General features: G+C 69.0%; 24 protein-coding genes and 1 tRNA gene. 16 read left to right on the plus strand and 9 right to left on the minus strand.

Annotated elements, in window-relative coordinates; translation table 11 throughout:
• The first annotated feature begins 311 nt into the window (after positions 1-311).
• The 4 genes from GP2_RS08595 to GP2_RS08610 all read left to right on the plus strand — a co-directional run bounded on the left by GP2_RS08595 (position 312) and on the right by GP2_RS08610 (position 5,596).
• Complete coding sequence (locus tag GP2_RS08595; RefSeq protein ID WP_006900103.1) at positions 312-1,565, plus strand: pyridoxal phosphate-dependent aminotransferase; 1,254 nt, start codon at positions 312-314, stop codon at positions 1,563-1,565.
• A 197-nt stretch (positions 1,566-1,762) separates the two neighbouring features.
• The gene (locus GP2_RS08600; protein ID WP_040526675.1) at positions 1,763-3,547 is read left to right on the plus strand and encodes an SDR family oxidoreductase; all 1,785 of its coding nucleotides are present in this window, start codon (positions 1,763-1,765) and stop codon (positions 3,545-3,547) included.
• Positions 3,544-4,461 carry a metal-dependent hydrolase gene (locus tag GP2_RS08605; RefSeq protein WP_006900105.1) on the plus strand — a complete coding sequence of 306 codons (918 nt, stop codon included), beginning with the start codon at positions 3,544-3,546 and terminating at the stop codon, positions 4,459-4,461. Before GP2_RS08600 ends, GP2_RS08605 begins: the two co-directional genes overlap by 4 nt.
• A 7-nt stretch (positions 4,462-4,468) precedes the next feature.
• A complete protein-coding gene (locus GP2_RS08610) occupies positions 4,469-5,596 on the plus strand; it encodes a PDR/VanB family oxidoreductase (protein ID WP_006900106.1) in 1,128 nt (375 codons plus the stop codon).
• On the opposite strand, the gene GP2_RS08615 is transcribed toward GP2_RS08610, so the two are convergent.
• The gene (locus tag GP2_RS08615) at positions 5,558-7,177 is read right to left on the minus strand and encodes a DHA2 family efflux MFS transporter permease subunit (RefSeq protein ID WP_006900107.1); all 1,620 of its coding nucleotides are present in this window, start codon (positions 7,175-7,177) and stop codon (positions 5,558-5,560) included. The genes GP2_RS08610 and GP2_RS08615 overlap by 39 nt on opposite strands.
• A 107-nt stretch (positions 7,178-7,284) precedes the next feature.
• Here GP2_RS08615 and GP2_RS08620 point away from each other — a divergent pair, with 107 nt between their 5' ends.
• The gene (locus GP2_RS08620) at positions 7,285-7,863 is read left to right on the plus strand and encodes a TetR/AcrR family transcriptional regulator (RefSeq protein ID WP_006900108.1); all 579 of its coding nucleotides are present in this window, start codon (positions 7,285-7,287) and stop codon (positions 7,861-7,863) included.
• A 35-nt stretch (positions 7,864-7,898) separates the two neighbouring features.
• On the opposite strand, the gene GP2_RS08625 is transcribed toward GP2_RS08620, so the two are convergent.
• From GP2_RS08625 to GP2_RS08640, 4 genes are all read right to left on the minus strand, one after another.
• Complete coding sequence (locus GP2_RS08625) at positions 7,899-8,978, minus strand: hypothetical protein (protein ID WP_255218600.1); 1,080 nt, start codon at positions 8,976-8,978, stop codon at positions 7,899-7,901.
• A gap of 178 nt (positions 8,979-9,156) precedes the next feature.
• Positions 9,157-10,590, minus strand: coding sequence for a UDP-glucose dehydrogenase family protein (locus tag GP2_RS08630; protein WP_006900110.1), 1,434 nt, complete (start codon positions 10,588-10,590; stop codon positions 9,157-9,159).
• 76 nt (positions 10,591-10,666) lie between these two features.
• Positions 10,667-11,236, minus strand: a complete 570-nt coding sequence (gene dcd / locus GP2_RS08635) for a dCTP deaminase (RefSeq protein ID WP_006900111.1) — start codon at positions 11,234-11,236, stop codon at positions 10,667-10,669.
• A 20-nt stretch (positions 11,237-11,256) separates the two neighbouring features.
• Positions 11,257-12,759, minus strand: a complete 1,503-nt coding sequence (locus GP2_RS08640; protein ID WP_006900112.1) for an HNH endonuclease signature motif containing protein — start codon at positions 12,757-12,759, stop codon at positions 11,257-11,259.
• Between the two features lie 156 nt (positions 12,760-12,915).
• Here GP2_RS08640 and GP2_RS08645 point away from each other — a divergent pair.
• Positions 12,916-12,989: transfer RNA gene (locus GP2_RS08645), tRNA-Gly, on the plus strand.
• 80 nt (positions 12,990-13,069) lie between these two features.
• On the opposite strand, the gene GP2_RS08650 is transcribed toward GP2_RS08645, so the two are convergent.
• Positions 13,070-14,011 carry an alpha/beta fold hydrolase gene (locus tag GP2_RS08650; protein WP_006900113.1) on the minus strand — a complete coding sequence of 314 codons (942 nt, stop codon included), beginning with the start codon at positions 14,009-14,011 and terminating at the stop codon, positions 13,070-13,072.
• A gap of 150 nt (positions 14,012-14,161) precedes the next feature.
• Here GP2_RS08650 and GP2_RS22385 point away from each other — a divergent pair, with 150 nt between their 5' ends.
• Positions 14,162-14,623 (plus strand): helix-turn-helix domain-containing protein, encoded by a 462-nt coding sequence (locus GP2_RS22385; RefSeq protein ID WP_083900217.1) that lies wholly within the window; start codon positions 14,162-14,164, stop codon positions 14,621-14,623.
• On the opposite strand, the gene GP2_RS08655 is transcribed toward GP2_RS22385, so the two are convergent.
• The gene (locus GP2_RS08655; RefSeq protein ID WP_006900114.1) at positions 14,596-15,264 is read right to left on the minus strand and encodes a hemerythrin domain-containing protein; all 669 of its coding nucleotides are present in this window, start codon (positions 15,262-15,264) and stop codon (positions 14,596-14,598) included. The two genes, GP2_RS22385 and GP2_RS08655, sit on opposite strands and share 28 nt — an antisense overlap.
• A gap of 450 nt (positions 15,265-15,714) precedes the next feature.
• Between GP2_RS08655 and GP2_RS08660 the strand changes: the two genes are divergently transcribed.
• On the plus strand, positions 15,715-16,782 hold the full coding sequence (locus GP2_RS08660) for a hypothetical protein (RefSeq protein ID WP_006900115.1): 1,068 nt from the start codon (positions 15,715-15,717) through the stop codon (positions 16,780-16,782).
• A gap of 37 nt (positions 16,783-16,819) precedes the next feature.
• Positions 16,820-17,545: an NADPH-dependent F420 reductase gene (locus GP2_RS08665; RefSeq protein ID WP_255218601.1), complete on the plus strand. Its 726-nt coding sequence runs from the start codon at positions 16,820-16,822 to the stop codon at positions 17,543-17,545.
• Positions 17,546-17,618: 73 nt separating this feature from the next.
• Here GP2_RS08665 and GP2_RS08670 read toward each other — a convergent pair whose 3' ends face one another.
• Positions 17,619-18,374: a LysR family substrate-binding domain-containing protein gene (locus tag GP2_RS08670; protein ID WP_006900117.1), complete on the minus strand. Its 756-nt coding sequence runs from the start codon at positions 18,372-18,374 to the stop codon at positions 17,619-17,621.
• Between the two features lie 41 nt (positions 18,375-18,415).
• Here GP2_RS08670 and GP2_RS08675 point away from each other — a divergent pair, with 41 nt between their 5' ends.
• Positions 18,416-18,802 carry a DUF5997 family protein gene (locus GP2_RS08675; RefSeq protein WP_006900118.1) on the plus strand — a complete coding sequence of 129 codons (387 nt, stop codon included), beginning with the start codon at positions 18,416-18,418 and terminating at the stop codon, positions 18,800-18,802.
• 36 nt (positions 18,803-18,838) lie between these two features.
• Here the strand turns inward: GP2_RS08675 and GP2_RS22075 are convergent, their stop codons facing one another.
• Positions 18,839-19,381, minus strand: coding sequence for a hypothetical protein (locus tag GP2_RS22075; RefSeq protein ID WP_006900119.1), 543 nt, complete (start codon positions 19,379-19,381; stop codon positions 18,839-18,841).
• Positions 19,382-19,620: 239 nt separating this feature from the next.
• Here GP2_RS22075 and GP2_RS22080 point away from each other — a divergent pair, with 239 nt between their 5' ends.
• The 6 genes from GP2_RS22080 (at position 19,621) to GP2_RS08710 (ending at position 26,000) form a co-directional block, all read left to right on the plus strand.
• Positions 19,621-19,902, plus strand: a complete 282-nt coding sequence (locus GP2_RS22080) for a hypothetical protein (protein ID WP_006900120.1) — start codon at positions 19,621-19,623, stop codon at positions 19,900-19,902.
• Positions 19,899-21,248: an NHL repeat-containing protein gene (locus tag GP2_RS08690; protein WP_006900121.1), complete on the plus strand. Its 1,350-nt coding sequence runs from the start codon at positions 19,899-19,901 to the stop codon at positions 21,246-21,248. The genes GP2_RS22080 and GP2_RS08690 overlap by 4 nt, the downstream gene beginning before the upstream one ends.
• A 13-nt stretch (positions 21,249-21,261) precedes the next feature.
• Positions 21,262-21,531, plus strand: a complete 270-nt coding sequence (locus tag GP2_RS22085; RefSeq protein WP_006900122.1) for a hypothetical protein — start codon at positions 21,262-21,264, stop codon at positions 21,529-21,531.
• Positions 21,532-21,683: 152 nt separating this feature from the next.
• On the plus strand, positions 21,684-23,918 hold the full coding sequence (locus GP2_RS08700; protein WP_040526662.1) for an MMPL family transporter: 2,235 nt from the start codon (positions 21,684-21,686) through the stop codon (positions 23,916-23,918).
• 2 nt (positions 23,919-23,920) lie between these two features.
• On the plus strand, positions 23,921-24,556 hold the full coding sequence (locus GP2_RS08705; protein WP_006900124.1) for a TetR family transcriptional regulator: 636 nt from the start codon (positions 23,921-23,923) through the stop codon (positions 24,554-24,556).
• Between the two features lie 163 nt (positions 24,557-24,719).
• Complete coding sequence (locus GP2_RS08710) at positions 24,720-26,000, plus strand: hypothetical protein (RefSeq protein WP_051997195.1); 1,281 nt, start codon at positions 24,720-24,722, stop codon at positions 25,998-26,000.
• Positions 26,001-26,095 lie beyond the last annotated feature (95 nt).

The following is a 26,095-nucleotide window of genomic DNA, read 5'->3' on the forward strand; positions in this document are numbered from 1 at the left end:
GGAACCCGAGGCACCGCAGGTCGAGGAGGCCGAGACCGTCGCGGCACCGGCCGCCGAGGCACCGGCCGCGTCGTCGGAGAAGACCGCGGACGACTCGCGGACCATCACCGAGACCGGCGCGTCGAAGGCCAAGGGCTTCGGCATAGCCGCCGGCAAGAAGCGGCCCGGCCACAAGTAGTCACCAGCCGTGACCGAAAACGGGTCCCGACCACGCGGTCGGGGCCCGTTTTCGTGTCCGGATCAGGTGTGACCAGCGTCGCTGCACCGGCACCGCCGGAAACGCATTTGCGTCGTGCTGCGACAATTGACCCGTGAGTAGGCCCCATGTTTCGCATATCAACCTCGACCTCAAGCCGCTGGACCAGTCGCTGAAGCTGCAGAACGTCTGCTACGAGATCCGCGGTCCGGTGCACGAGCACGCGCAGCGGCTCGAGGCAGAGGGCCACCGGATCCTCAAGCTGAACATCGGCAACCCCGCTCTGTTCGGCTTCGAGGCACCCGACGTGATCATGCGCGACATGATCCATGCGCTCCCCTACTCACAGGGCTACTCCGAGTCCGCGGGCGTGCTGTCGGCCCGTCGCGCCGTGGTGACGCGATACGAGCTCATCCCCGACTTCCCGTACTTCGACGTCGACGACGTCATCCTGGGCAACGGCGTCTCCGAGCTCATCACGATGACGATGCAGGCGCTGCTGAACGACGGCGACGAGGTCCTGATCCCGGCCCCGGACTACCCGCTCTGGACGGCCATGACGTCGCTGGCGGGCGGGACCCCCGTCCACTACCGCTGCGACGAGGCCAACGACTGGAACCCCGACATCGCCGACATCGAGTCGAAGATCACCGATCGCACCAAGGCGATCGTGGTCATCAACCCGAACAACCCGACGGGCGCGGTCTACTCACGCGAGACCCTCGAGCAGATCGTCGAAGTGGCGCGGCGTCATTCGCTGCTGATCCTGGCCGACGAGATCTACGACAAGATTCTCTACGACGACGCCGAGCACATCAACATCGCGTCGCTGGCACCCGATCTGCTGGTGCTGACGTTCAACGGCCTCTCCAAGGCCTACCGCGTGTGCGGGTATCGCGCCGGCTGGGTCGTGTTCACCGGTCCGAAGGATCACGCCAAGGGATTCCTCGAGGGCATGAGCATCCTCGCCTCGACTCGCCTGTGCGCGAACGTGCCGGGCCAGCACGCGATCCAGGTGGCGCTCGGCGGCTACCAGTCCATCGAGGCGCTCGTGTCCCCCGGAGGCCGGCTGTACGAACAGCGCAACGTCACCTGGGAGAAGCTCAACGAGATCCCCGGCGTGAGTTGCGTGAAGCCGATGGGCGCGCTCTATGCGTTCCCGCGTCTCGACCCCGAGGTCCACGAGATCCACAACGACGAGCTCTTCGTCCAGGACCTCCTGTTGCAGGAGAAGATCCTCGTGGTCCAGGGCAGCGGTTTCAACCTCGACGACACCAACCACTTCCGCATCGTGACGCTGCCGTGGTCGCGTGACCTGAACGAGGCGATCGAGCGGATCGGCAACTTCCTGGCGTCGTACCGCCAGTAGCGCTGCGCCGCACCAGAAGCGGCACCGAGAGGCCCGGGTCCCCAGGTGGACCCGGGCCTCTCGGCGTCTCACGTCTCTTCGTCGCGCGTTTCGTCCGCCCGGCCGTAAGGAGACGGATTGCGTCATCCAAGGGTCTGGACATTTGTGTAACCGTTGGTAACGTGTACCTCCATCGGGTCTACAGCGAGGTGACACTGATGGCCGAACAGGCATTGCAGGCGGGTCCGGACTGGCGACGGGGGTCGGTGACCAACGACGGGGTCCGCCTGGCGACATTCCATCTGGGCGACGAATCGAATCCCACCGTGCTGCTCGTCCACGGCTGGCCGGACACCCACCACCTGTGGACGCACATCGCGCCGCGACTGGCCGAGAAGTACCACGTCGTCGCATACGACTGCCGCGGCTTCGGGGAGAGCGACCGTCCGCGAGGCGTGAAACCCTACCGCCTGAGCGAACTCGCCGACGATCTGTTCGCGGTCGCCGAGGAGGTCAGTCCCGACGCCCCGGTTCACGTGGTGGGCCATGACTGGGGGTCGGTCCAGGCATGGGAGGCGGTGAGCCGGCCGCGTGCCCGCACGCGGATCGCCTCGTTCGTCTCGGTCTCCGGACCGAACCTCGACCATCTGGGACAACTCCTCCACGACGGGGTCTCGCACCCGACGCCGCGTCACCTCCGAACCATTGCCGCGCAGTCGGTTTCGTCGTCGTATACCGGGTTGTTCCAGTTGCCGGTCCTGCCGAACCTGCTGCTGACCGCGATGGGCGCGCCTGCGGCCTGGAAGCGCTTCCTGCACGCGGTGGAGGGCACCCCGCCGGAGAACGTCGTGGTCGCCGACACCCTGCGGCGCGACATGATCTCCGGACTCGCCCTGTACCGGGCCAACATCCGGCAGAAGTTGCGCCGCCCGAATGCGCGCATCACCACGGTTCCCGTGCTGCAGGTGGTCAACGAGCGCGACATCGCACTGCGCCCGGCCATCTACGAGAACACCCCGACGTACGCGTCCAAGCTGTGGCGACGCGACACCCCCACCGGACACTGGCTTCCCTACACCCACCCGGATTACTTGACCGACACGATTCTCGACTTCCTTGCAGCACAGTCGGATACGTCCCCGACACCGGCGTCGGTCGAGCGTGCCCGCGTGTTCACCGAACCGCGCCCACTCGCCGGAAAGCTGGTCGTGATCACCGGCGCGGGAAGCGGGATCGGCCGCGAGACCGCGCTCGCCCTCGCCGAACGCGGGTGCGAGCTGATCCTGGCCGACCTTCGACCCGAGACCGCCGAGCAGACCGCGCAGGCCTGCAAGCTGGCCGGCGCCACCGCCCACCCCTACGAGCTCGACGTCGCCGACACCGAGGCCTTCGTCGCATTCGCCGAGGAGGTGCGCGACCGGCACGGGGTACCCGACATCGTCGTCAACAACGCCGGGATCGCCGTCGCGGGAGGGGCTCTCGACGCCACCGACGAACAGCTGGATCGCCTCTTCGGCGTCAACCTGCGCGGCGTCATCACCGGCAGCCGCGAGTTCGGTCGGCAAATGGTCGAGCGCGGGGTGGGCGGGCACATCGTCAACATCTCGTCGGCCGCGGCGTTCACCCCGTCGCGCAGCCTCGGCCTCTACTCGTCCTCGAAGGCCGGCGTCCTGCTGTTCTCCGAGTCGCTGCGTGCCGAACTCGCCGAGCACCGCATCGGCGTGACGGCCATCTGCCCGGGCATCGTCGACACCGCCATCGTGTCGTCGACGCCGATCGCGGGGCTCGACCCCGAGACCGAGAAGTCCCAGCGGGACAGGCTGAACAGCTTCTACCAGCGGCGCGGTTTCACCCCCGACCGGGTGGCCGCGGAGATCGTCTCCGCCATCGAGCACAACAAGGCCGTGGTCCCGGTGACGCCCGAGGCCAAGATCGGCTATCGCATCTATCGGTTCGCGCCGTGGCTCTCGCGCATCGGCGCACGACGGAAGGTCGCCGGATGAGTATCACCGCATCCCTTGGCATCCCGGTTGTTCCCGAGTCGGCCGACGAGGCCGATCCCGGGCCGGTCGAGCTCCACGCACGCAATGTGACCTTCGACTGGACCGACGTCCCGCTGCACTGGATTCCGGGCCATCCGGTCGCGTCGAACTTCATCAGCGTGCTCAACCTCCTTCTCCCCGAGGGGGAACGCTGGTTCGTGCAGACCTACAACGAGGCGCTGCCGCTCGTCGCCGACGAGGAACTCGCGGCCCGCATGCGCGGCTTCATCGGGCAGGAGGCGATGCACGCCGAGGCCCACGACCACGTGCTGTGGGAATTCCTCGACCATCACGGCATCGACCCGCGGCCCTACCAACTGCAGATGGAGTGGATCTTCCGGAAGGTTCTCGGCCCGGCCACCAAGGGCAGCCCCGCGGCGCGCCGGAAGCACCTCGTCGAGCGGCTCTGGTTCATCGCCGCGCTCGAGCACTACACCGCGGTTCTGGGCGATTTCGCGTTGAACAACAACTGGATCGAGGCCGGGGCGCACCCGATGATGGCCGATCTGTTCATGTGGCACGGCGCCGAGGAGGTCGAGCACCGGGCGGTCGCCCACGATGTCGCCGCCTACTTCGGCGACAGCTACCTGCGGCGCGGGCGGGCGATGCTGATGGTCCTGCCGATCCTCCTGCTACTCGTCCAGCGCGGCTACCGGTTCATCATGAAGCAGGACACGTCGGTGTCCTACAACTACTTGCAGAAGAAGTGGCAGTACCACCGCGGCGTCCGGGCGAACCTGCTGCCGCGGATCAGCACCGTGGTGTTCTCGACCTTCAGCTACTTCCGCCCGGGCTTCCGGCCGGAGCAGATCGGCAGCACGGCACAGGCCGTCGCCTACCTCGCGAAGTCCCCGGCCGCGCGCCGTGCCGCGTGAGGGCGCGATGAACCAACGCGCACATCCTCATTCGACGACTCTCACCGCGGTCCCGCCCCACCTCTACGGCCGGTGGCGTCGCGACCCGGTGCTGACGCTCGGCACCGCACTCATGCGGGCATGGTTTCCGGCGTGGCGGCCGTTGTCGCCGCTGCGTCCCACCCCCGCCGGCGACGGCATCACCCGGGTGCGGATCGTAGGACGCGAGGTCGTCGCGCACGACGAGAACGTCGTCGCGCTGACCCTCGCCGCCGCCGATGGCGAGGAACTGCCGTCCTGGCATGCGGGCGCCCACATCGACGTCCTCCTGCCGTCGGGGCGGATGCGGGAGTACTCGTTGTGCGGCGATCCGGCCGATCGCGGCCGATACCGGATCGCGGTGCGCCGCATCCCCGACGGCGGGGGCGGCTCGGTCGAGGTCCACGACGCCCTGCGCGTGGGCGACATCCTCCCGATCAAGGGTCCGCGCAACGCCTTTCCGTTCGCGGTTCCCGGGCACGGGTCGCCCGCAGGGCGCATCCGGTTCGTCGCCGCGGGCATCGGGATCACCCCGATCCTGCCGATGCTCACGGTGGCCGAGAGATTCGGCCTCGACTGGTCGATGATCTACACCGGACGCACCGCCGACTCCATCCCGTTCCTGGACGAGGTCGAGCGGTTCGGCGACCGGATCACCATCCGCACCGACGACGCGCACGGTTTGCCGACGACAGCCGAGCTCCTCGGACCGGTCCCAGAACGCAACGCCGACCTCGCGGTGTACTGCTGCGGTCCGGTGCCGATGCTGGAGAGCCTGCGCCGGTATCTGGCCGACCGCAGCGACATCGAGTTGCACTACGAGCGCTTCAGCCCGCCCCCGGTGGTGAACGGCTCACCGTTCACCGTCACCTTGGCATCGACCGGCGAACGGGTCGACGTGGCCGCCGACGAGTCCGCGCTGGCGGCGATCCGGCGGGTGCGCCCGTCGGTGCCCTACTCGTGTCAGCAGGGCTTCTGCGGAACGTGCAAGGTCAGGACGTTGTCCGGCGAGGTGGACCACCGGGACAACATCCTGACCGAGCCCGAACGCGAGGCCGGGATCATGCTGACCTGCGTGTCACGGAGTGCGGGCGGGGACCTCACCCTCGACCTCTGAAGCGGTCGCCGTCGCGGGTATGTCCGTGTCGACACCCGCAGGACCTGCTTCCCCCGCTGCCCCTCGGTGCCCGCCGACCGTGCCGCGGAGAAGCAACAGCGCGGCCACGCCGGCTGCCGCCGTGATCGCGACGGCCGCCCACACCGCGTCGTGCAATCCGTCCATGAACACCTCCTGCACCGCGACCTGCACGGCATCGCCGAGCGTTCCGGGCAGCTGCCGGGCCACCTCGACCCCGGCCATCACCGACTGTTCCGCCACGTCGACCGCCTCACGCGGCAACCCCCTGCCGGACAGGCGATCCGCGATCCCGGCGACGTAGGCGGAGGTCAGGATGGAGCCGAGCACCGCGACGCCGAGGGTGCCGCCGATCTCGCGGGTGGTGTCGTTGACCGCGCTGCCCGCACCGGCCTGCTCGGGACGCAGCGCGTCCATGATGAGTTGCGTGCACGGACCCGAGATGAAGGCCAGACCGGACGCCATCAGCGACATCGCCCAGATGATGAGCTCCCAGTAACCCGAGTCCCGCGAGGAGAGCTCGACGAGGGCGAAGCCTCCGGACATCAGGAACGCTCCCAGGACCGCGACGTAGCGCGCCCCGAAGCGATGGGAGAGCATCATCGCGACCGGCGACAGCACCGCCATCACGATCGCGAACGGCAGGGTCCGGACGCCCGCCGCCAGCGGGCCGTATCCCTTGACCGCCTGGAAGAACTGGGTGATCAGGAAGATGAAGCCGAACAACGCGAAGAACGCCAGGCTGATCATCGCGGCGGCGGTCGCGAAGTGGCGGTTCGCGAACAGCCGGACGTCGAGGATCGGGTGGGCGATCCGGAGCTGGATGGCGACGAACAGCGTCAGGAGCGCCAGTGCGCCGACGATTCCGGCGACGGTTCGCACCTCACCCCAGCCGACGTGGGGGGCCTCGATCAGGGTGTAGGTGAGCAACCCGAGTCCGGCCACCGACAGCGCCACACCGGCGATGTCGAAACGCGGCACCTCGAGCGGTCGCGTGCCGGGGACGACGGCGAAGATCGCGGCCAACGCGATCATGCCGAACGGCACGTTCACCCAGAACACCGACGTCCACGAGAAGTGTTCGAGGAGCCACCCGCCCAGCACGGGCCCGATCGCGACCGCGACACCCGAGGTCGCCGCCCAGATCCCGACGGCCGTCGCGCGCTCCTTCGCGTCGACGAAGATCGAGGTGATGATCGCCAGCGTCGCCGGGAACACGAGCGCGGCGAACAGGCCCAATCCGCCCCGGGTGGCGATCAGTTGCCCGAGGCTCTGCGCCGACGCGGCGAGCGCAGACACCGCCATGAACCCGACGATGCCCGTGACGAGCATCCGCCGGTGACCGAAGCGGTCACCCAGGTAGCCACCGGTCAGCAGCAGCCCCGCGAAGACCAGTGTGTATGCGTCGACGATCCACTGCAGCCCGGAGATCCCGGCATCGAGATCGCGGGCCAGCCTCGGAAGCGCGACGTTGACGATCGTGTTGTCGATCATCACGAGCAGTTCGGCGAAGCTGAGGGCACCGAGCGCCCACCAGCGTGCAGCTGTTCTCTCTGTGCGCATCGGCAGTCTCCTGTTCTGTGAGTCGGGAAATTCTGGTAGAACGCCGTACCACTGTTGTAGAACAACGTTCTATACAAGAAGAACACCGTTCTAGTAAGTTGTCAACCATGTCTCCCGCAAAGCCCCGCACCCGAACCTCCGCCGCCGAAGTCCGGTCCGCCCTCCTGCGCGCCGGGCGGACGATCCTGGAACGCGACGGCGAGGCCGGGCTGACGGTGCGCGCGGTGGCCGCGGAGGCGAAGGTCGCCCCGATGGGGGTCTACAACCACTTCGACGGCCGGGACGGCCTGCTCGACGCGCTGGTCACCGACGGCTACGCCGAACTCGCACGCGCGGTGGCCAGTACCGACACCGACGCCGCGACACGGCTGCGGAACTCGGGACGCGGCTATCGCCGCTTCGCGCTCGGCCGGCCGGTCACCTACGGGCTGATGTTCTCGGCACAGTGCACCCCCGACATCGAGGTCGCCGCACATGCCTTCGACGTGCTGGTCGAGGTGATCCGGTACGGGCAGGCGGCCGGGGTCGTCATCGAGGGCGATCCGGTCCAGCAGGCGATGCAGACCTGGGCCGCGGTCCACGGCGCGGTCAGCCTCGAACTCAGCGGCGCACTCCAACCCGACGTCGATCGGGAGCAGAACTACGAGAACGTCCTCGATTTCGTGGCCCGCGCACTACGTCCGTGAAGCGGTCGCAACCGGTGAGGTGATCGTCGTACGGATCAGGGCAGGACGATCGGAGGCAGTCCCGGAATCGGATTCGGGATGGTGATGCCCCGTTGCGGGCGAGGGGACCGTGGCCGGGGACGGGGCGCCGGCTGCTCGGTCGTCTCGGGCGGCGGGGGCGGAGTGTAGCGTTTGGCCGGCTGGCGGGCCTCGGCGTAGATCGCCGGGTCGGCGTAGGCCGGCCCGGTGGACGACGAGGTCGTCGGGGGTGCCGGAGCCGCGGCCGGGTCGGCTGGATCACCGGTCGCGGAGAGGACCACGGCGACGCCGATGACGGCGAGTGCACAGATCAGCGCGAGGCCGATCAGGACCGGCCGGCGTGGGCGTCGCGTGCGTCGAGACGACGGCAGCTGCGGCGAGACATCTTCGGGCACAGCGGAGATCAGAGTCGCGGGCCGTTGCGGTGACACCTCCGGAGCAGGCACAGCACCCGGCGCCTCGATCGGGGCCGCGGCCCAGTTCGAGTGGGAGGTCGTGTTCGATGCGAGAGTTCCGGCGGCCGGGAGGTCCGCCTGGCCGGCCTTCGCCGGGGCCGGCGGCGCCACCACATCCGAAACCATGGCATCCGCGTCCATGGCATCCGAGATGCCCATCGGTTCGAGCTCGATGATCGGCACCCCGACCGCCCCGGCGACGGCGTCGCGGAGCCCCGGCCATGCGGCCACCGAATCCGCCACGGCCAGTGCGGGCGCGTGCACACCGGCCACCGCAGCACAAGCGAGATCTTCTGTGCGGAACCTCAATGCGGAGTCTGCCTCGAAGACGTCATGTCTGGTCATGCGGAAGAGCCGGATGTGACGGTTGCCCATCATGAAGGTGCCCTCGGCATCCCGCAGGCGCTCCCGGCCGCGGGCGACGAGATCGAAAAGCTCTGCGCGCCACTCCGGCGTCTCGGGCTTCCCGACGCGTCCGATCCGGACCAGATGGTCGGCGACGGCCCGGTCCAACGAGTCCAAGGACAGCGCGGGGTCGGAGTGGACATCGTGGACGACGCCCCGGGCGAGATCGAGGCGTCCCACCGTCACATGCGAATGGTCGTCGAGCCAGAGGACCGCGATCTCAGGGTGTTCGGCCACGCCAGACTCTCTGAGTCTGGCCCGCACATTCTCGACGACGCCCGCGCCGGCCGGCATCTCTGCCGGATCAGAGTTCGGTCCCGCCCCCGTATCGGTCATCAGATCGGATTCCTGCACTGTGTCGTGCACCTCGCCCAGCACGCCCCCACGGCGAGAAGGTGCCCCCGTCAATCGGCGTTCAACCTAGCACGGCGGCCGCTGTGGTCGCCTCCGATGCCAGACCGTTCACCTGCGCCGACGGGGTCCGCTGCGACACCCTCGTGTCGGTCACCACGCCGCCCAGCGCCCGGTGATCCCAGCCGGCGGCCCGCCACATGCCGGGGTCCAGACAGCGCCGCAGGTCGACGATCCGCCGTTCGCGGACGACCGGGGTCAGCTCCTCTGGCGTCATGTGGACGAACTCGGCCCATTCGGTGGCGACGACGACCACGTCGGCTCGCTCGCACGCATGTCGGGCGGACCTGGCGTACCCGAGGCTCGGCTGGAGCCGACGCGAGTTCGCCATCGCCTGCGGGTCGAAGACGGTGACCAGCGCGCCGTCGAGAGCCAGACGCCCGGCGACGGCCAGGGCCGGGGAATCCCTGACGTCGTCGCTCTCCGGCTTGAAAGCGGTGCCGAGGACGGCGATGTTCCGTCCCAACACCTCCCCGCCGAGGGCCTCGGTCACCAGCTGCACCGCGGCCGCGCGGCGACGCATGTTGATGGAGTCGACCTCGCGGAGGAATCCCACCGATCTGGGAGCGCCGATGTCCTCCGCCCGGGCGACGAGCGCGCGGATGTCCTTGGGTAGGCAGCCGCCTCCGAAACCCAGGCCGGCGTTGAGGAAACGGCGCCCGATGCGGGGATCGCGACCGATGGCGTCGGCCAGGGCGTCGACGTCTGCGCCGGCGATCTCGCACAACTCGCTCATCGCGTTGATGAACGAGATCTTGGTGGCCAGGAACGCATTGGCCGAGACCTTGACGAGTTCGGCGGTCGCCCAGTCGGTTTCGATGAAGGGGACTCCGGCCTCCAGGATCTCGCGGTAGATCTCCCTGAGCACCGCCCCGGCGAGCGGTTCGTCCGCCCCCTCGGCGGCCGCCGGCCGCGGCCCGGTACCCAGGACCAGGCGGTCCGGTCTGAGGGTGTCCTCGACGGCGAACCCCTCGCGGAGGAACTCCGGACTCCACGACAGTTCGGCGTCGGCACCGGGGGCGCGTAGCACCGCGATTCGTTGTGCCAGTTCGGCACACGTCCCGACCGGGACGGTGGACTTGCCGATCAGCAGGTGCCGTCCCCGCAGGGTGGGCACCAGCGTGTCGATCGCCGCGTACACCGCGGACAGGTCCGCCCGGTGCCCGCGGGCCTCCTGCGGGGTTCCGACGCCGATGAAGTGGATCGAGGCGTGTTCGGCTGCGGCGTGGTGATCGGTGGTGAAACGCAGGCGCCCGGCGTCGAGGTTGCGACGGAGGATGTCGGACAGGCCGGGCTCGAAGAACGGCACCTCACCGGCCTGCAGTCGGGCGACCTTCGCGGCATCGACATCCACTCCGAGGACGTCGTGCCCGAGTTCGGCCATGCAGGCCGCGTGTGTCGCACCGAGATAGCCGCAACCGATGACCGTGAGCTTCATGGTCGCCAGGGTTACCCATGGACCTGTCCACTCAACCCACGGCGACGTGACCGGTGTCGGTCGAGCAGGTGAACTCTCAGTCCCGGATGAAGTTCAGGTAGGCCTTCGACGGGGTCGGTCCGCGCTGCCCCTGGTACTTGGAGCCGACCTTCTCGCTGCCGTAGGGATGTTCGGCGGGGCTGGTCAGGCGGAACAGGCACAGCTGCCCGATCTTCATGCCCGGCCAGAGGGTGATCGGGAGGTTGGCCACGTTCGACAGTTCGAGGGTGATGTGGCCGGAGAAGCCGGGATCGATGAAGCCCGCGGTGGAGTGCGTCAGGAGTCCGAGTCGACCGAGGGAGGACTTGCCCTCGAGGCGTCCGGCGAGGTCGTCGGGCAGGGTGCACACCTCGAGTGTGGAGCCCAGCACGAACTCGCCCGGGTGCAGCACGAACGGCTCGCCTTCGCCGGGTTCGACGAGGCTGGTCAGTTCGTCTTGACGTTGGGCCGGGTCGATATGGGTGTACCGGGTGTTGTTGAACACGCGGAACAGACTGTCGAGCCGGACGTCGACGCTCGAGGGCTGGACGAGGGCCGGATCGAACGGGTCAATCGCGAGGCGCCCGCCAGCGATCTCGGAGCGGATGTCGCGGTCGGAGAGCAGCACGTGTCGAGGTTATCGAATGATCAGGGCGGATCTGCGCCGGTGTCGTCGCGTTCGGTGGTGTCGGGACGACCGAGCCGGTGCCGCAGCCGTCGACGGGCCTCGGCCCGCATCCGGTCGAGGATGGCGTCCGTGCGGTGCGCGTGGTTGATCCGCGGCGCCCGATCGGGATGCGATCGCGGCGGGTGCCACACCGCGCGACCTGCGTCGATGCCCTCAGCCTCGATCGTCGTGGACCACTGGTCGTCGCCGTGTCCGACCGACCGGTTGTGGGGCCCGCACGCCATCGTGAGCAGGTCGATGTCGGTGGGTCCGTTGTCGGCTTTCCACTCGACGACATGATGCATCTCCGACTCGAAGGCCGACCGGGTGCAGGCGGGGCCGGTGCATCCGCCGTCACGACCCACCGCGGCGATCCGCTGGGCACGCGACGCGAGCCGCTTGGCGCGCCCGAGGTAGAGGACCTCGCTCGTGTGGTCGCGGAAGACCTCGAGGTACTCCTGCGCCTCGGCGGCCATCTCGACCGCGTCCTTGATCGGGACGAGGGTGCCCGTCGCGGTTCGGGCCGGCGCCCCGGCCTGTTCACGCAGCGCGGATTCGCTGATGGTGATGATCAGGTGTGGCGGCAGGCCGTGATGCGACCTGCCGAGTGCGCCGCCGTCCAGTGCGTACCGGAGCAGCGCGGTGAAGGCGTCGTGGTTGCGCTTGGCCTGGGAGCGGTCGTCGCGATCGGCAGCGGCCGCGAGCACCTCCGGGTCCGCGGCCGCGGGGTCACCGGCGGGCGATTCCGGGTCGTCGGGATTGTTCATGCCCTTCGCCGCCCACACGGCCAGCACGACGTCGAGCATGGCCCGGGTCTTGGGGTCGAGGGTGGCGGTCAGCCTGGACATCAGCTGGCTGTCCTGGGGTCCGAGCCGCATCCCGCGCATGCGAGCACGGTCGCGGTCATCGGTGAGCGTCCCGTCGGGATCGAGATGCGCGAGGATCTGCGCACCCAATCTGCGCAACGACGACGGATCGTAGTCGCGCGCGTAGTGCGCGAGGGTCGCCTCGGCGGCCTCTTTGTCGACGGCGTCGGCAGAGGACGGGATCTTCTGCATCGTCTCGATGATCACGTCGACGTGTCGGCCCGATATCGCGCCTTCCGCAACACCTTTGGCGGTCTCCGGGTAACGGGGCCCGTTCAGCTCGCCTTGGAGGTCGTGGAACCTGCCGAGCGCCCACACCCGGTTCGCGAGCCGATTCGCCTCGCCGTGCCGGCCGAGCTGATGGATGAGGAACTTGGTGATGTTCTGGCAACCGGCATGCCGATACGCCGAACGTTCCTCGATCTCCACCATGGTGTCGGTGAAGATCGCAAGCATGCGCCGTTCGGCACGCTCGTGCTGGATCGCGGCCTCGAGCAGCTGCGTCTCGGAGCAGCCTCCGGACCGCGTGCGGGTGATCTCGTCCAGGAGCGCATGGAGCCGCTCGTACTGGTCGAGAAGAAGTGGTGTAGGTGTTGCAGACGGCTCGACGAAAGCCATGATCTGTCCCCCATCATCATGGCCAACTCGAATGTATGTTCGATTCTACCGGCGTCTTGCCTGGTGCGCAACCGAAAGAGGCGGAATCGCGACACCCTCTGCGAAGGACGGGGAAGGGTTTGCTAGGCTTTCGCTCGCGAGGTGAAAACCTCGCACGCCGATGTAGTTCAATGGTAGAACATCAGCTTCCCAAGCTGAGAACGCGGGTTCGATTCCCGTCATCGGCTCCACTCGAAACCCGCTCTGAGACAGGGTTTCTGACGCACACCATCGAAGCCCGTCGACGGCCGCCGCCGATGCTGCGCGCACTTCACCCCTTCGCACGATTGCGCACCTTGTCGACCGCGTCGACCACCGCATCAGGGCGCTGGTTCTGGATGTGGTGGGTGGTCCCCGGCACCGTGGTCAGCTCCGCGTCGGGCAGGCTCGCGGCAAAGGCCGCCTGGGCCCGAGGCCAGGCGTCGGCCAGCGCCTGGTAGTCGTCCGCGTTCTCCGGCGGCGGGTCGGGCATCGGCTCCTCCCGGCCGCGGACGAGGACGGCGACCGGCACCGACGGCAGCGGTCCGGCCGCTTCCACCTCGTCGAGAAGCATGTCCATCGAGTAGCTTTCAGCGATGTACTCCTCCGGATAGGTGCCCGGCGCGAGCTTCGGGTGGGCGATGAGTTCCCACTGGTCCGGGGTCACGCTGTCACGGAGCTCCGGCATGGGCGCGTCGACGAGGACGAGTCCGGCCGTCTCGTCCGGATAGGTGGCGGCGAAGAGCGCCTGCAACGGGCCGCCCATCGAATGCCCGACCAGCAGGTACGGTCCCGCCTCACCGGCAGCGTCCAACAACTCGTGCAGTTCGGCGACGACCTCGGCCGGGTCTCGCGGCATCGGAACCTGATCGCTGCGCGCCGGCTCGGTCCGACCGGAATCGCTGACCTTCCCGTCGTCGACGGTGGTGGTGACGAGCGAGCCCGGGCGGTCGTAGGCGCACACGCGAGTCGTCTCGGCGAGCGCGGGTTGCACAGCGGGAGAGTCTGTTTCGCTGAGCTCCCAGATGTCGCCCGCGTTGCCGAAGCCGGACTGCAGGACGACGGTGGGACTCCCCTCGCCGCGACAGTCCAGGTACAGGTGCCGCCCCTCGCCGACCTCTACGCGGCCCGCCACGTCTGACGCGGAATCCGGGTCCGAGGCGTCGGTCCCGCAGGCGCACAGCATCGACCCGACGACGAGACCGGCGATCACCGCCCGGCCCAGACCGCTCATCACGACCTCCAGAGGACATCGACCCCCGAACGCCTGCATCGACCCTAACCCCACGGCGACCCCGATTTCGGGACATCTTGGCCGGACCAGGGACGTCCACCTTCGCGACGACCCGTGTGACGGGCCCGACAGTCCGCTACCGTCCCACCTGTGGCACAGGCGAACGACGACGGCTTCGGCGCTGTTCTGCGACGTCTGCGCAGGTCCCGCAATCTCACCCAGGAGGAGTTGGCCGAGCGGGCCCAGATCTCCGCCAAGGCCGTCAGCGCACTCGAGCGTGGGGAACGTCGTCGCCCCACCCGCACACCGTCCGAGCGCTGGCCGGCGCGCTCGAGCTCGACGCCGCCGAGCGCGCCCGACTCGGCGCATCGGTTCCCGACGCGCCGGCGTCCGCCCCGCCGAGCCCCGGGAGGTGGTCCGTCAGCACGCCGGCGACCGAACTCGTCGGTTGTGACACCGACGTCTAATGCATCGCGGCGCTTCTATCCGACGGGAGGCGACTGGTCACCGTCACCGGACCTGGAGGCGTCGGCATGCCGGCCGCGCCGCGACCAAGGCCGACATCCGTCGCCTGGCAGAGGAACTCACGCGGCGCGCACTCGCCTGATGTAGCGGCGGTACTGCCACGCGCCGACGGTGCGCAGGAAGAGCGCGATCGGGATCGGGAACTGGCCCAGCATGCGTGCGCGCTCGTCGGGGTCGGCGTCCTCGAGGACGGCACCGAACATCAACGGGAGCTGCCTGGGAGTCATCGTGTCCTTCCCATGCTCGAACAGTTTCCGCCACTCGTCGACGGCGATGTGGCAGGTAACCAGCGGGAGGATCTCCCGCTCCTCGAGTTCTAGGTGCTCGAAAAGCGCCGACGCCAGGTCTTCCACGAGGTGCGCGAGCCGCTCGCCGCCGGCCGGCGTCGGGTCCTGCGTCCACGCCGCCTCGTGCTCGCGGATGGCCTCGGTCCGGCTCTCGACGACGCCGTGCTGGTGCTGCATCGTCTCGACCAGGGCGGTCGACGGTGCCGCACGCACCTGCAGAAGTGGCCACAGCACCTCGTCCTCCCCGGTGTGGTGCATGTGCAATCCGTCGAGGACGAGCGTCAGGTGCTCGGCGACCACCGCGCCGCGCGCGGTGTCCCCGGCGGCGACGGCACGGATGAGCGCCGGGAGAGCGGTGAACTCGCGGCGGAAGACGCGATGCACGACGTACATCTCGTTGACGTCGGGAAGCTCTCGGGCGGCAGGGCTGATGGCGGTCATCGAAACCTCCGAAACTGGTTGTGATGGATACACATCCAGCCTCGTTCCCGGCTCCCCTCGCTCCCAGGCACAGCACTCCCACACCACACCACTCCCACAGTCGGCGACCCCGCCTGTCGCAGGTTCGCCGGCGCATGCGGCGTCCCGTGCCGCCGCCCCTCACAAACGGGGAGCCGCCATGCTCACCACAACAACCGCACCGGCCGGCGACGGCACCAGGACGTGGCGCGCATCTGCGCTCGGCGACCCGTCGTATCCTCGGCTCGACGCCTGCGACGTCGAGCCGATACGAAGAACCAGGGGGAACGATGCGACGAGATCGGGAGCGCCGGCGCGGAACCTGCGCCCGGTGAGGCCGGAATGAACGAGTCGCCCCAGCCCACCGGCTCTGCCGCGGGCAGACCGGGGACTCGGACATCTGCGGTCGCCACACGGGACATCACGAACCGGATGGGCCGGACGTATTACCTCGACCAGCCACTGGTGTGGCTGGTGCTCATCCCGGCCATCGCCATCGTCCCGACCGCCTCACTCGTGTTCGACGCGATCGGGGAACCCCTCTCGAAGGTGCTCCTCACGCTCGCCCTCGGCGTCTTGGGCGGTCTCGCGCTTGCGGGCCTGTTCACCTGGGGATTCCTCTACCGGGCCGCCGCGCGCGAGTGGGCCCAGAAGATCCCCGAGGGCACGCCGATGACAGCCGAGTTCCGGCCCGACGAGATCTCCACGGGCTGGGCCGGCAACGTCTCGACGGTCCCCGTCGACGGCATCCGATGGGTCCGGTATCGCGATAGGACTGCGACATTCACCGTCGCCGGCTTCGGGACGCGGCTGATCATCCCCGACGAGTTGATGCCGCCCGAGATCCGTGACGACCTGCTGAAGAGATACGAGGGGCGCCGCCCGTTCTCCCGCCGCCCCCTCGGCGCGACGGTGTCCGCCGAATCCTCCGGGCCCCCGCCCCCGATGACCCGGAGGGTCCATCACGTCGACGACGCCATCCGCGTCGAGTACATCGCCGACGAAGGGCTGGCCGACGAAGGGCTGGCCGACCGGCTGCGACGCTCCATGCTCAGGCCCTTCACGATCGGATTGTTCTACCTCGCGTGTCTCGTTCCCCTCGTCGCACTGCTCACCGTCGAGGCGTATGCGATGGCCGCGCTCCCCGGAGCGGCGATCGTGACGATGTCCCTGTTGTTCTTCACGCCGTTCTTCGGCCGCTGGTGGTTCCGGCGGACCGCGCCGCCCGGCACCCCGGTGAGCGCCGAGTACGGGCCCGGTCGAATCCGGTTGCGACTCGGCACGTACGACCGCACGCTCGATCGTGCCTCGATCCGTCGGGTCAGACGGCTCGGCACCTCGCTTCAGGTGACCTCGCGGACCTCGACCGACGTGCTGCTCATCCCGGACGAGCTGCTGACGCCGGAGATCGCGACCGGACTTCTCGAGGAATTCGGGCGTCCGCCCTGGTGGCGGCGGCTGGTCGACGCCCTGCGCCGACGCCTGAGGGCCTCGGGCTGATCGGGTCTCTCGCGTCACACCCGCCTCTCCACACGGAATGGACCGTCCCACCGCGTCGTTGCGCCGAAGGTCAATCCATCGCCGAACAGAGGGTGCAACAGTGAAGATCGGGATCATCGGAGCAGGATTCATCGGCGGCACACTGACCCGTCGTCTCACCGAGCTGGGACACGAGGTGCGGGTCGCCAATTCCCGCGCCCCCGAGACGCTCGCCGACCTCGCGGCGGAGACCGGGGCGACCCCCGTCTGGGCGGCCGAGGCGGCTGAGGACGCCGACCTCGTCATCGTCTCCATCCCGCAGAAGAACGTGCCCGACCTGGCGGCCGGCATCGTCGACGCGCGCAAGCCCGGCGCACCGGTGATCGAGACCAACAACTACTACCCCCAGCAGCGCGACGGCCTCATCGAGGCGATCGAGAACGGCACACCGGAGAGTGTGTGGGTGTCCGAACACCTCGGTGTGCCGGTCTACAAGGTCTTCAACGGGATCTACTGGAAGCACCTGCTCGAGAAGGGCCTCCCGGCCGGCGCCGAGGGCCGCATCGCCCTGCCGGTCGCCGGTGACGACCCGGAGGGCAAGACGATCGTGTTCGGCATCGTCGACGAACTCGGCTTCGATCCCGTCGACGCCGGACCGCTCGCCGAGTCGTGGCGGCAACAGCCCGGAACACCCGTGTACGGCAAGGATTTCGGCGTCGACGACACGATCGCCGCGCTCGCCGAGGCGTCACCGGAGCGCACTGCGGAGTGGCGAGCCGCCTGAGCCCCGCACCCGCGGGCAGGCGCGGCATGTCGCGCACTGTGACATCCGTTGCACCGCAGAGGAAGCGCCGGCGTCAGCGCCGCTTGGGGCGCCCGCCGGCTTTCTTGCGCGCGCTCTTGCCCGGGATCTTTCCGGCCGCCTCGCGGGCGGCGCGCCTGGCCGCGGCCTTCTCCTTGGCCGAGCGCTTCGGGGCCGGTTCGGCGGCGCGACCCCGCGAGGAGGTCGCCTTGCGGCCGCGCACGATTCCGATGAACTCGTCGGCGAACTCACCGGTCGGCTGCGGCCACAGCAATCCGACGGTGCTCGTCGGGGCGTCCGTCACCGGCCGGTACGCGAGGTCCTTGCGGTGGTGCAGGCGCGCGAGCGACATCGGGACGAGGAGCAGGCCGATCCCCGCCGCGACGAGTTCGATGGCGTCCGCGACGGTTTCGGGCCGGTGCTCGATGGCGGCTCCGGGCTGCTCGTCGATGCGCAGTGGCTCGTCGAGCGGCCAGAGGAAGTGCTCGTCGGTGAGATCGTCGAGCGTCAGCTCGTCTCCGGCGGTGAGCACGTGATCCTTGGGAACCACGACGACGGTGGTCTCCTCGTACAGCTCGATGGTGTGGTGCGGTCCCGGGTCACCATGGCGCAACGCGTCGGGCAGGCGCGTGATCGCCATCTGCACCTCTCCCCGGCCGATCGCGGACGCGCACTCGGCCACGGTGACACCGACGAGGTCGAGCGGCACGTCGGGCAGCCGCTCCTGCCAGATGCGGACCCATTTGCCCGGGGTCACGCCGGGGACGTACGCCAGGCGGAACGTCGGGGCATCGGGTGTGGTCACGAGCAAAGGCTACCGCCCGATACCCTGGGGGAATGAGCTCGCAGTCGATGAAGCCGGCCACCGCCGCCAAGAAGCTGGACGTGTACCTGCCGGCGACCCCTGCCGAGTTCCGGGAGGGCACGATCACCCGCGAGGAGCTCGCCGCGCTGCAGGCCGACCCGCCGGAGTGGCTCCGCACGTTGCGCGCCGAGGGCCCCCACCCCAAGAACCTGGTGGCCGCCAAGCTGGGCGTGTCCAACTCGGCGCTCGTTCGCAACGGGATCACCGAGGCGCTGACCACCGCGCAGATCAACGAACTGCTGGAAGAGATGCCCGAGTGGTTGTCGGTCGAACGCGCCAAGCAGATCGAGGTGCGCCGCGAGGAACGACGCCTGAAGTCGCTGCGCGAGGACAAGCGTCGCGAACGCGAGGAAGCCGAGAACGCCGACGACTGAGCGGGGCACGGCCGGTCGGGGCCGACCCGGGAGCGGTCAGGGGACGGTGAGCGCGTTGAGTCCCGGGATCGCGTCGATCACCTGTGGCGGCCGCTCGAGGTTGTCCCGCATGACCCGCACGGTCGCCACGACGGCGCCGGAACCGGTCTCGGCGACGGCCGACGTCGGCAGCGTCGACGCGTAGCCGTCCGAGGCCTGCGTCTTCTGCCAGTGCCGCAGACGCAGGACCCCCGACCTGCCCGTCGCCACGTTGCGCCAGGCGATCGACAGGAATCGGGACTCGTACTGATACTTGTGCGGGGCCGGATTCGCGACGGCGAACTCGACGCCGCCGGGCGGCGGTGGATACTGCAGCGTCCGCATCGCGGGCTTTCCGACGACCCGCACGGGCGAGAGCGTCCCACCTGCGACATCCGGCGGTATCTCCAACCCGTTGCGAACGGGGAGGTCGAAGGCGATCACCGGCAGCGCCGCCGGTCTCGGGGCGGGCCGGGCCCCGGCAGCCGAGACACCACCCACGGTGAGTGCCAGCGCGGCGAGGACGGTTGCGGACGTGCGGACGAGGAAGTGCATGAGCATCTTTCGGTCGCTGGTCGTGCCTCGTCACCCGACCGTCGCACACCGCGTCCGGCCGCCGCAAGAGCACCGGAGATCGACGGGGCGAGGACGTTCGGTGGACCGGGACGGCACACGACTGGCAAACCGGAGGCCCTGATCACCCGGTGCGAGAGGCGGACAGACGCTAGGCTTCCGACAAATTCCACAGTGCGGACACCCCGGCCACCGGGAGGGACCGCTCGCCCCATCGAGGAGTACCCATGCGGTTCCGGCACATCCCGGCCACCCTCACCGCGATCATCGGCGTCGCCGCCACCATGGGCGTCGTCCCCTCCCCCGAAGCGGCCGCCACACCGGCCGACCCCGGCATCGCCGGGGTCGTGTCGACCGCCGGCCCGGACCGCTCCTGGGACGTGCGTGCCTGGATCACCGGAACCGGCACCGCCTCTGCCACCCGGCCGGAACGGCCCGCACCGACCGGTCCGGACACTTCCGGCTCCGACCCACGCAGCAACCCGGACCCGATGAGGCGTTCTACGTGACGGCCACCCCGGCGGGTCAACCCGGCGCGTTCACCACACTGGCAGCCGTGTCGCCCGCGATTCCCGGGCGCCTCACGATCAACGAGAGGACAACCGTCGCAACGGGTTATGCGATGGCACAGTTCCTCGACGGCACCAGCATCGCCGGCCGGGCACCGGGCGTTCGCGGGGCGGCGATGATGGCCGCCAATCTCGCCGACCCGGTCAGCGGCCGACTCGGGACCACCCTCACCTCGCCGCCCAACGGCTCCGCGACGTCGACGCTCGGGGCGTTCATCTCGCTCACCAACGCGCTGGCGGCCTGCACCTCGGGCGCAGACGGTTGCGAAGCGTTGCGGTCCGCGACCACCACACCCCTGAGCGGTCGGCCCGCGAACCTGATCGAGTCGATGGCCCACATGGCCAAGAGTCCCGAACACGACCCGGCCGGACTCTTCGGTGTCGCGCTGCGTCGACCGGTGAATCCCGGCGGCCTGCCGCTGCCGCCGGTTGCCTGGACGCTCGCCCTCAGGTTCGACGGCGGCGGCGGATTGCTCTCCGGCCCGGGCAATTTCGTCGTCGGCTCCGACGGCGACATCTGGGTGAACTCGAACTACGAGTTCAACGCCGACCCCCGAACCCCGGTGTGCGGCAGCAAGTACCTGTTCCGGTTCGCACCCGACGGCAAGCTCCGCGGCGGCCGACCGATCACCGGCGGCGGACTCAGCGGGGCCGGTTACGGCATCACCCGCGATCACGGCGGGAACATCTGGGTCGCGAACTTCGGCTTCGCGGCGCCCGCACCCGGCTGTCCCGCGAACCTCCAGCCGCCCCACAACTCGATGTCGAAGTTCAGCCCGCAGGGCCAGGCCCTCTCCCCGGCAAGCGGTTTCACCCGGGGCGCGATGGACTGGCCGCAGGGCATGACCACCGATCGCAACGGATCGATCTGGGCGGCCAACTGCGCGTCGAACTCTTTGACGGTCTACCCCGGCGGCGATCCGTCGCGGGCACGCAACATCAAGGTCGGCGTCGAGCAACCGTTCCACGTCGTCGACAACGGCCGGGCCCTGTTCGTCAGCGGCCTCGAGTCCAGTTCGATCGCCATGCTCGATCTCGACGGCCGCCCGCTGCGGGCGCCCATCACGGGACCGCACGTGGACAATCCCCTGGGCCTGGCCACCGACGCACGCGGCAACGTGTGGATCGCCAACTCCGGAGTGATCACCATGCCGTGTCCGGACCGGCCGACCGGTACCGGGTCGTTCGGCTCGGTGTCGGCCCTGGACCCGGCCGGCAAGCGACTCGTCGGACCGCTGCGCGGCGGGGGGATCACCATCCCGTGGGGGCGTCACCACCGACGGTGACGGCAACGTCTGGGTGGGCAACTTCGCCGGCAAGCGCGTCTCCAAGTTCTGCGGTGCGAACGCCTCGACCTGCCCGCCCGGCAAGCGCACCGGGGACGCGATCTCGCCCGACGTCACCGGCTACTTCTTCGACGGCCTCACCCGGAGCACGGGACTCACCGTGGACACCTCGGGCAATGTGTGGGTCACCAACAATTGGAAAGAGATCCCGCTCCAGACCAACCCCGGCGGCCTGCAGATCGTCGCCCTCGTCGGCGCGGCCGCACCCGTCGCACTGAGGTGAGTCCGCGCGCCAGAGGGGACTCGACCTGGGCAGGAGTGGTATCCGGTCACTAGTGTTAGTCGCTAACACATATGGCGACCGATGCCATGTGTCCGAACGGCGGGCCTGCCCCGGCCCGGTATCTCGAGAAACCGAAAGGGTTCCCCCACACCATGGCGTCGCTTCTGTTCTCACTCGGGAGGTTTTCCTTCCGACACAAATGGGTCGTCATCGCGACCTGGCTGGTCGCGATGATCGCCGTCGTCTCGGCGGTCGGCGCCCTGCAGCCGAAGTTCGCCCAGGACTTCAGCCTGCCCGGCACCGACTCCGGCACCGCCACCGATCAGGTGCAGGAGTATTTCCCACAGGTGATGAAGGAACAGGAGCTCGCTTCGACGAGCATCCTGGTCGCCGCGGACGACGGCCTGCGCAACCACACCGAGCAGATCGACAAGCTCGCCGAGGACCTGCGCGGGCTGCCCGACGTCATCGCGCCGCAGACCGTGGTGAACCCGGTCGCAGCCGCCGCCGTCGACCCGGCCATCGCACCCCAGGTGCTCGGTGACGAGGGACGCGTCGGCCTGATCCAGGTCCGCCAGGACATCAAGGTCGCGGACCTCACGAAGGAGAACAAGGACCAGCTGGTCAAGATCCTCGACGAGAACCGGGGCAACGGCCTGCAGGTCGAGGCGACCGGCTCTCTGATGCAGGTCATGGACGCGGGCGGCTCGGCCGAGCTGATCGGCTTCGCGATCGCCTTCGTCGTCATGATCGTGGCCTTCGGCGCGCTGATCGCCGCGTTCATCCCGCTCGTGACCGCCATCGTCGGCGTCGCCATCACGATCATGCTGCTCACGCTCTCCGCGGAGATGCTCTCGATCAACCAGTCGGCAACCGCCATCGTGACGATGCTCGGCATCGCGGTGTCGATCGACTACGCGCTGTTCATCGTGTCCCGCTACCGGACGGAACTGGCCCGGGGCGGTGAGGCGGCCGATGCCGCCGGCCGGGCGGTGGGCACCGCGGGATCCGCGGTCGTGTTCGCCGGCCTCACCGTGATCATCGCGGTGGTCGCGCTCGTGGTCATCGGCATCCCGATCATCACGCAGATGGGCGCCGGCGCCGCCGTCGCCGTGCTCATCGCGGTGCTCGCCGCGCTCACGCTCATCCCGGCCCTCCTCGGCGCCTTCGGGCGCTTCGCATTCCGCCCGAGGATCCCGTGGATCAAGCACGCCGAGCAGTCCGAGGACGGCGAGACCCTGGGCACCCGCCTCGGGCGCACCGTGGTCAAGGCGCCGATCCCGTTCATCGTCGTCGGCCTGGTCGTGCTGGTCGCGGCGGCCATTCCCGCCACCAAGATGGAGCTGGGCCTGTCGCTGGCCACCCAGGACGAGGCGGCCGCGCAACAATTGCTGAGCAAGGGCTTCGGCGAGGGCATCAACGGACCGCTGCTCGTCGTCGTCCACGATGACGACGCGCCGATCGCCCCCATCGCGAACGAGACCGTCAAGCACATCGCGACCCTGCCCGACGTCGTCAACCCCGAGGCGCTGACCTGGATCGGCAACGAGGGCGGGCAGAACGGCGACACCGCGCTGATCACGGTCACCCCGCAGTCGGCGCCGTCCTCGGAGGCGACGCACCAACTGATGGAGAAGATCCGCGACTACTCGCCGACGGTGAAGGAGCAGGGCGCGGAGCTGCACGTCGGCGGACAGACCGCGATCATGTCCGACCTGTCGCAGAAGCTCGACGATGCGCTCATCCCCTACCTGATCGTGGTGGTCGGCCTCGCGTTCCTGATCATGATCGGCGTCTTCCGCTCGCTGTGGGTGCCGCTGATCGCGACCGTCGGCTTCATCTTCTCCGTGCTCGCGACCTTCGGCATCACCGTCGCGATCTTCCAGGAGGGCTGGCTGGGTCTCATCACCCACACCCAGCCGATCATCTCCTTCCTGCCGATCTTCCTGATCGGCGTCGTGTTCGGCCTGGCGATGGACTACCAGGTGTTCCTGGTGACGCGCATGCGCGAGGAGTACATCCACGGCATGACGGCCAAGGAGGCGATCGTGGCCGGCTACCGTCACGGCGCCCGCGTCGTGACCTCGGCGGCGATCATCATGATCAGCGTCTTCGCCGCGTTCATGCTCTCGCCGGAGACCACCGCGAAGATGATGGGCTTCGCGCTGGCCTCGGCGGTCCTGTTCGACGCCTTCGTCATCCGCATGCTCGTCGTCCCGGCCGTCATCGCACTGCTCGGCGACCGCGCCTGGGGTCTGCCGCGCTGGCTGGACAAGCTCGTCATCAACTTCGACATCGAAGGCGAGTCGGTCCGCCATCGCGGGCTCGCCGAGCCGGGCACCGGTGAGCCCGACGCCGACGAGAAGGCGACGGTCCCGGCCCGCTGACCATGCCGGCGCCGCGTCGGGCCACCGACGCCCCGGGAAACCCCCCGGGGCGTCGGCCTGGCCTGCGTGAGCAACACAAGCAACGCACTCGCACCGCGATTCGCGAGGCGGCACTGCGGCTCATCTCCGAGCACGGCTACGCCAAGACCACGGTGGAGCAGATCGCCGAGGCCGCCGGCGTCTCACACACCACGTTCTTCCGGTACTTCCCCACCAAGGAACAAGTGATCGTCGGCGGGGCCCACCTGGAGGCACAGATGCGCGCGATCATGGCGACGATGCCCCCGGGACTCGGTCACTTCGACCTCATCCGGCGGTTCTTCACCGAACTCGATCGCGTCTCCGCCGACGCCCCGTGGATCGGAAACCCGCTGCGCCGTCAGTTGATCCGATCAGAACCACTGCTGCAGAAGACTTTTCAGGCCGAGTCCGACCGCCTCATCTCCGGGATGCGGCAGTTGGTCGCCGACCACCTCGCCCGCGACGCCGATGACTTCGCGCTCGGCGTCTTCCTCGACGCGGTCGCCGGCGTCGCCTTCCGCATCGCCGCCGAGGCCGACGAGAACCGTACGCAACCACAACTCGAGACCACCCTGCGCGCCATCGACCTGCTCGAACGCGGACTCCCATTGGACTGAGCGCGTTGTCGATTCGACGCCTCACCCGCGGATCTCCGCACGTCGACGACGGGCGACCTCCGGAGGACCCTGAGAAAAACCTGAGACCTCCGTGACCGATTCGCCCTACACATGCCTTTTGCGCGCCTACCATGACGTGATCCGTGCGCAGGAGGTTGCCAGCATGCGAATCACCCGACTCGGCGGTCGTCTCACCGCCCGTGCCCTTTCCGCCGTCCTGCTGACCGTCGCACTGACGGCCACCGGACTGCTGGTCGCCTCGCCGCCGAAGGCCAGAGCGTTCGCCGAGGACGTCTGCTACACCCCCGGCGCACCGCCGCACAGTTGCGCACCACTGCCGTTCGCGTGTCCGCCCAGCGACGCCCACGACCCGATCTGCGGGGCCCGCGCGTTCTTTCGCTACGGCTACACGCTGCGGCAACCCCTCGGCGGACGCAGCCTGGTGCACACCGATTCGACGTACATCATGGCCCGCAAGATCGGCTTCTCGCTGCAGGACGCCTACTGGATCGCGGCGTACAGCGAGGCCACCGATCTCGGCACCTTCCGACCCCGCGACATGCGCGGCAACCCGGTCCCGAACGCGGCGGCGTTGACCACCAAGGACATCAGCGGTCTCGTCCGCACTCACTTCAAGACCGGCGGTTTCCTCTTCCACTTCCTGCCGACGATGCGCGGACCCCGCTCGCCCCTGCCGAACGGACTGCGCCCCGACGTCGACGACCCGCGGCACGAGGTGATGCTCACCCACATCCGACGCTGGGCGATGGAAGGCCCCGGCAGCAACGCGCCGCTGTGCACCGGCGGCTTCACCGACCGCACCGCTCGCGGTGACTATGCCACCGGCACAACGTGTTACGGAGGTCCGAACCCGGCTCCGATCAACGGCAAGTACAGCCTCGTCGACCCGATCCCCATCCCCTTCCAGAACGTCACCGGCCGCCAGGTCATCTCCGACGGGGTGACCTCCGAGCGCTTCGACGCCCACGTCGGACCGCAGTCGGCCAACGCGCGGATCGGCATCTACGTCCACGCACTCGGGGACCGGATCTCCCATCACGAGTGCACCGACGAGGGCACGATCGCCCCGCCCGCCCAAGGGCGCCGCAGCTTCGACATCGATCTGCTGCAACCCGATTGCGACCAGGGCCCGCACGCAGTGCGCCACGAATACGAGACCGGCGTCGACTTCCACAGCCTCGATCCGCACGACCGGACCACCGAGGCCGCGTTGTCGATGGTCTACGACGAGCTCGTGAACTTCGCTCGCGTGCGCGGAGTGCTGAACGCGGAGGCGACGACGCCGGCCGCGAAGAAGTCCGTGGTCAGCGACGGCCTGCTGCCCGCGCTGGAACGCCGCAATCCGGAGGCCCGCATCCGTGCGGTCACCGCCGTCGGCTGCCGACTCGGCGTCCCGGCGTTCCCGGGAAGCCCGCGCTGCTGACGGCGTTGCCGCACATCAGGCGATCGACCCATTACGATCGTGAAGTGATCTCGGACAGCGTCGCCCGGCCCCGCACCGCTTTCGACCGTACTTCC

Source organism: Gordonia paraffinivorans NBRC 108238 (assembly GCF_000344155.1).
In the GTDB taxonomy this organism is placed as follows: domain Bacteria; phylum Actinomycetota; class Actinomycetes; order Mycobacteriales; family Mycobacteriaceae; genus Gordonia; species Gordonia paraffinivorans.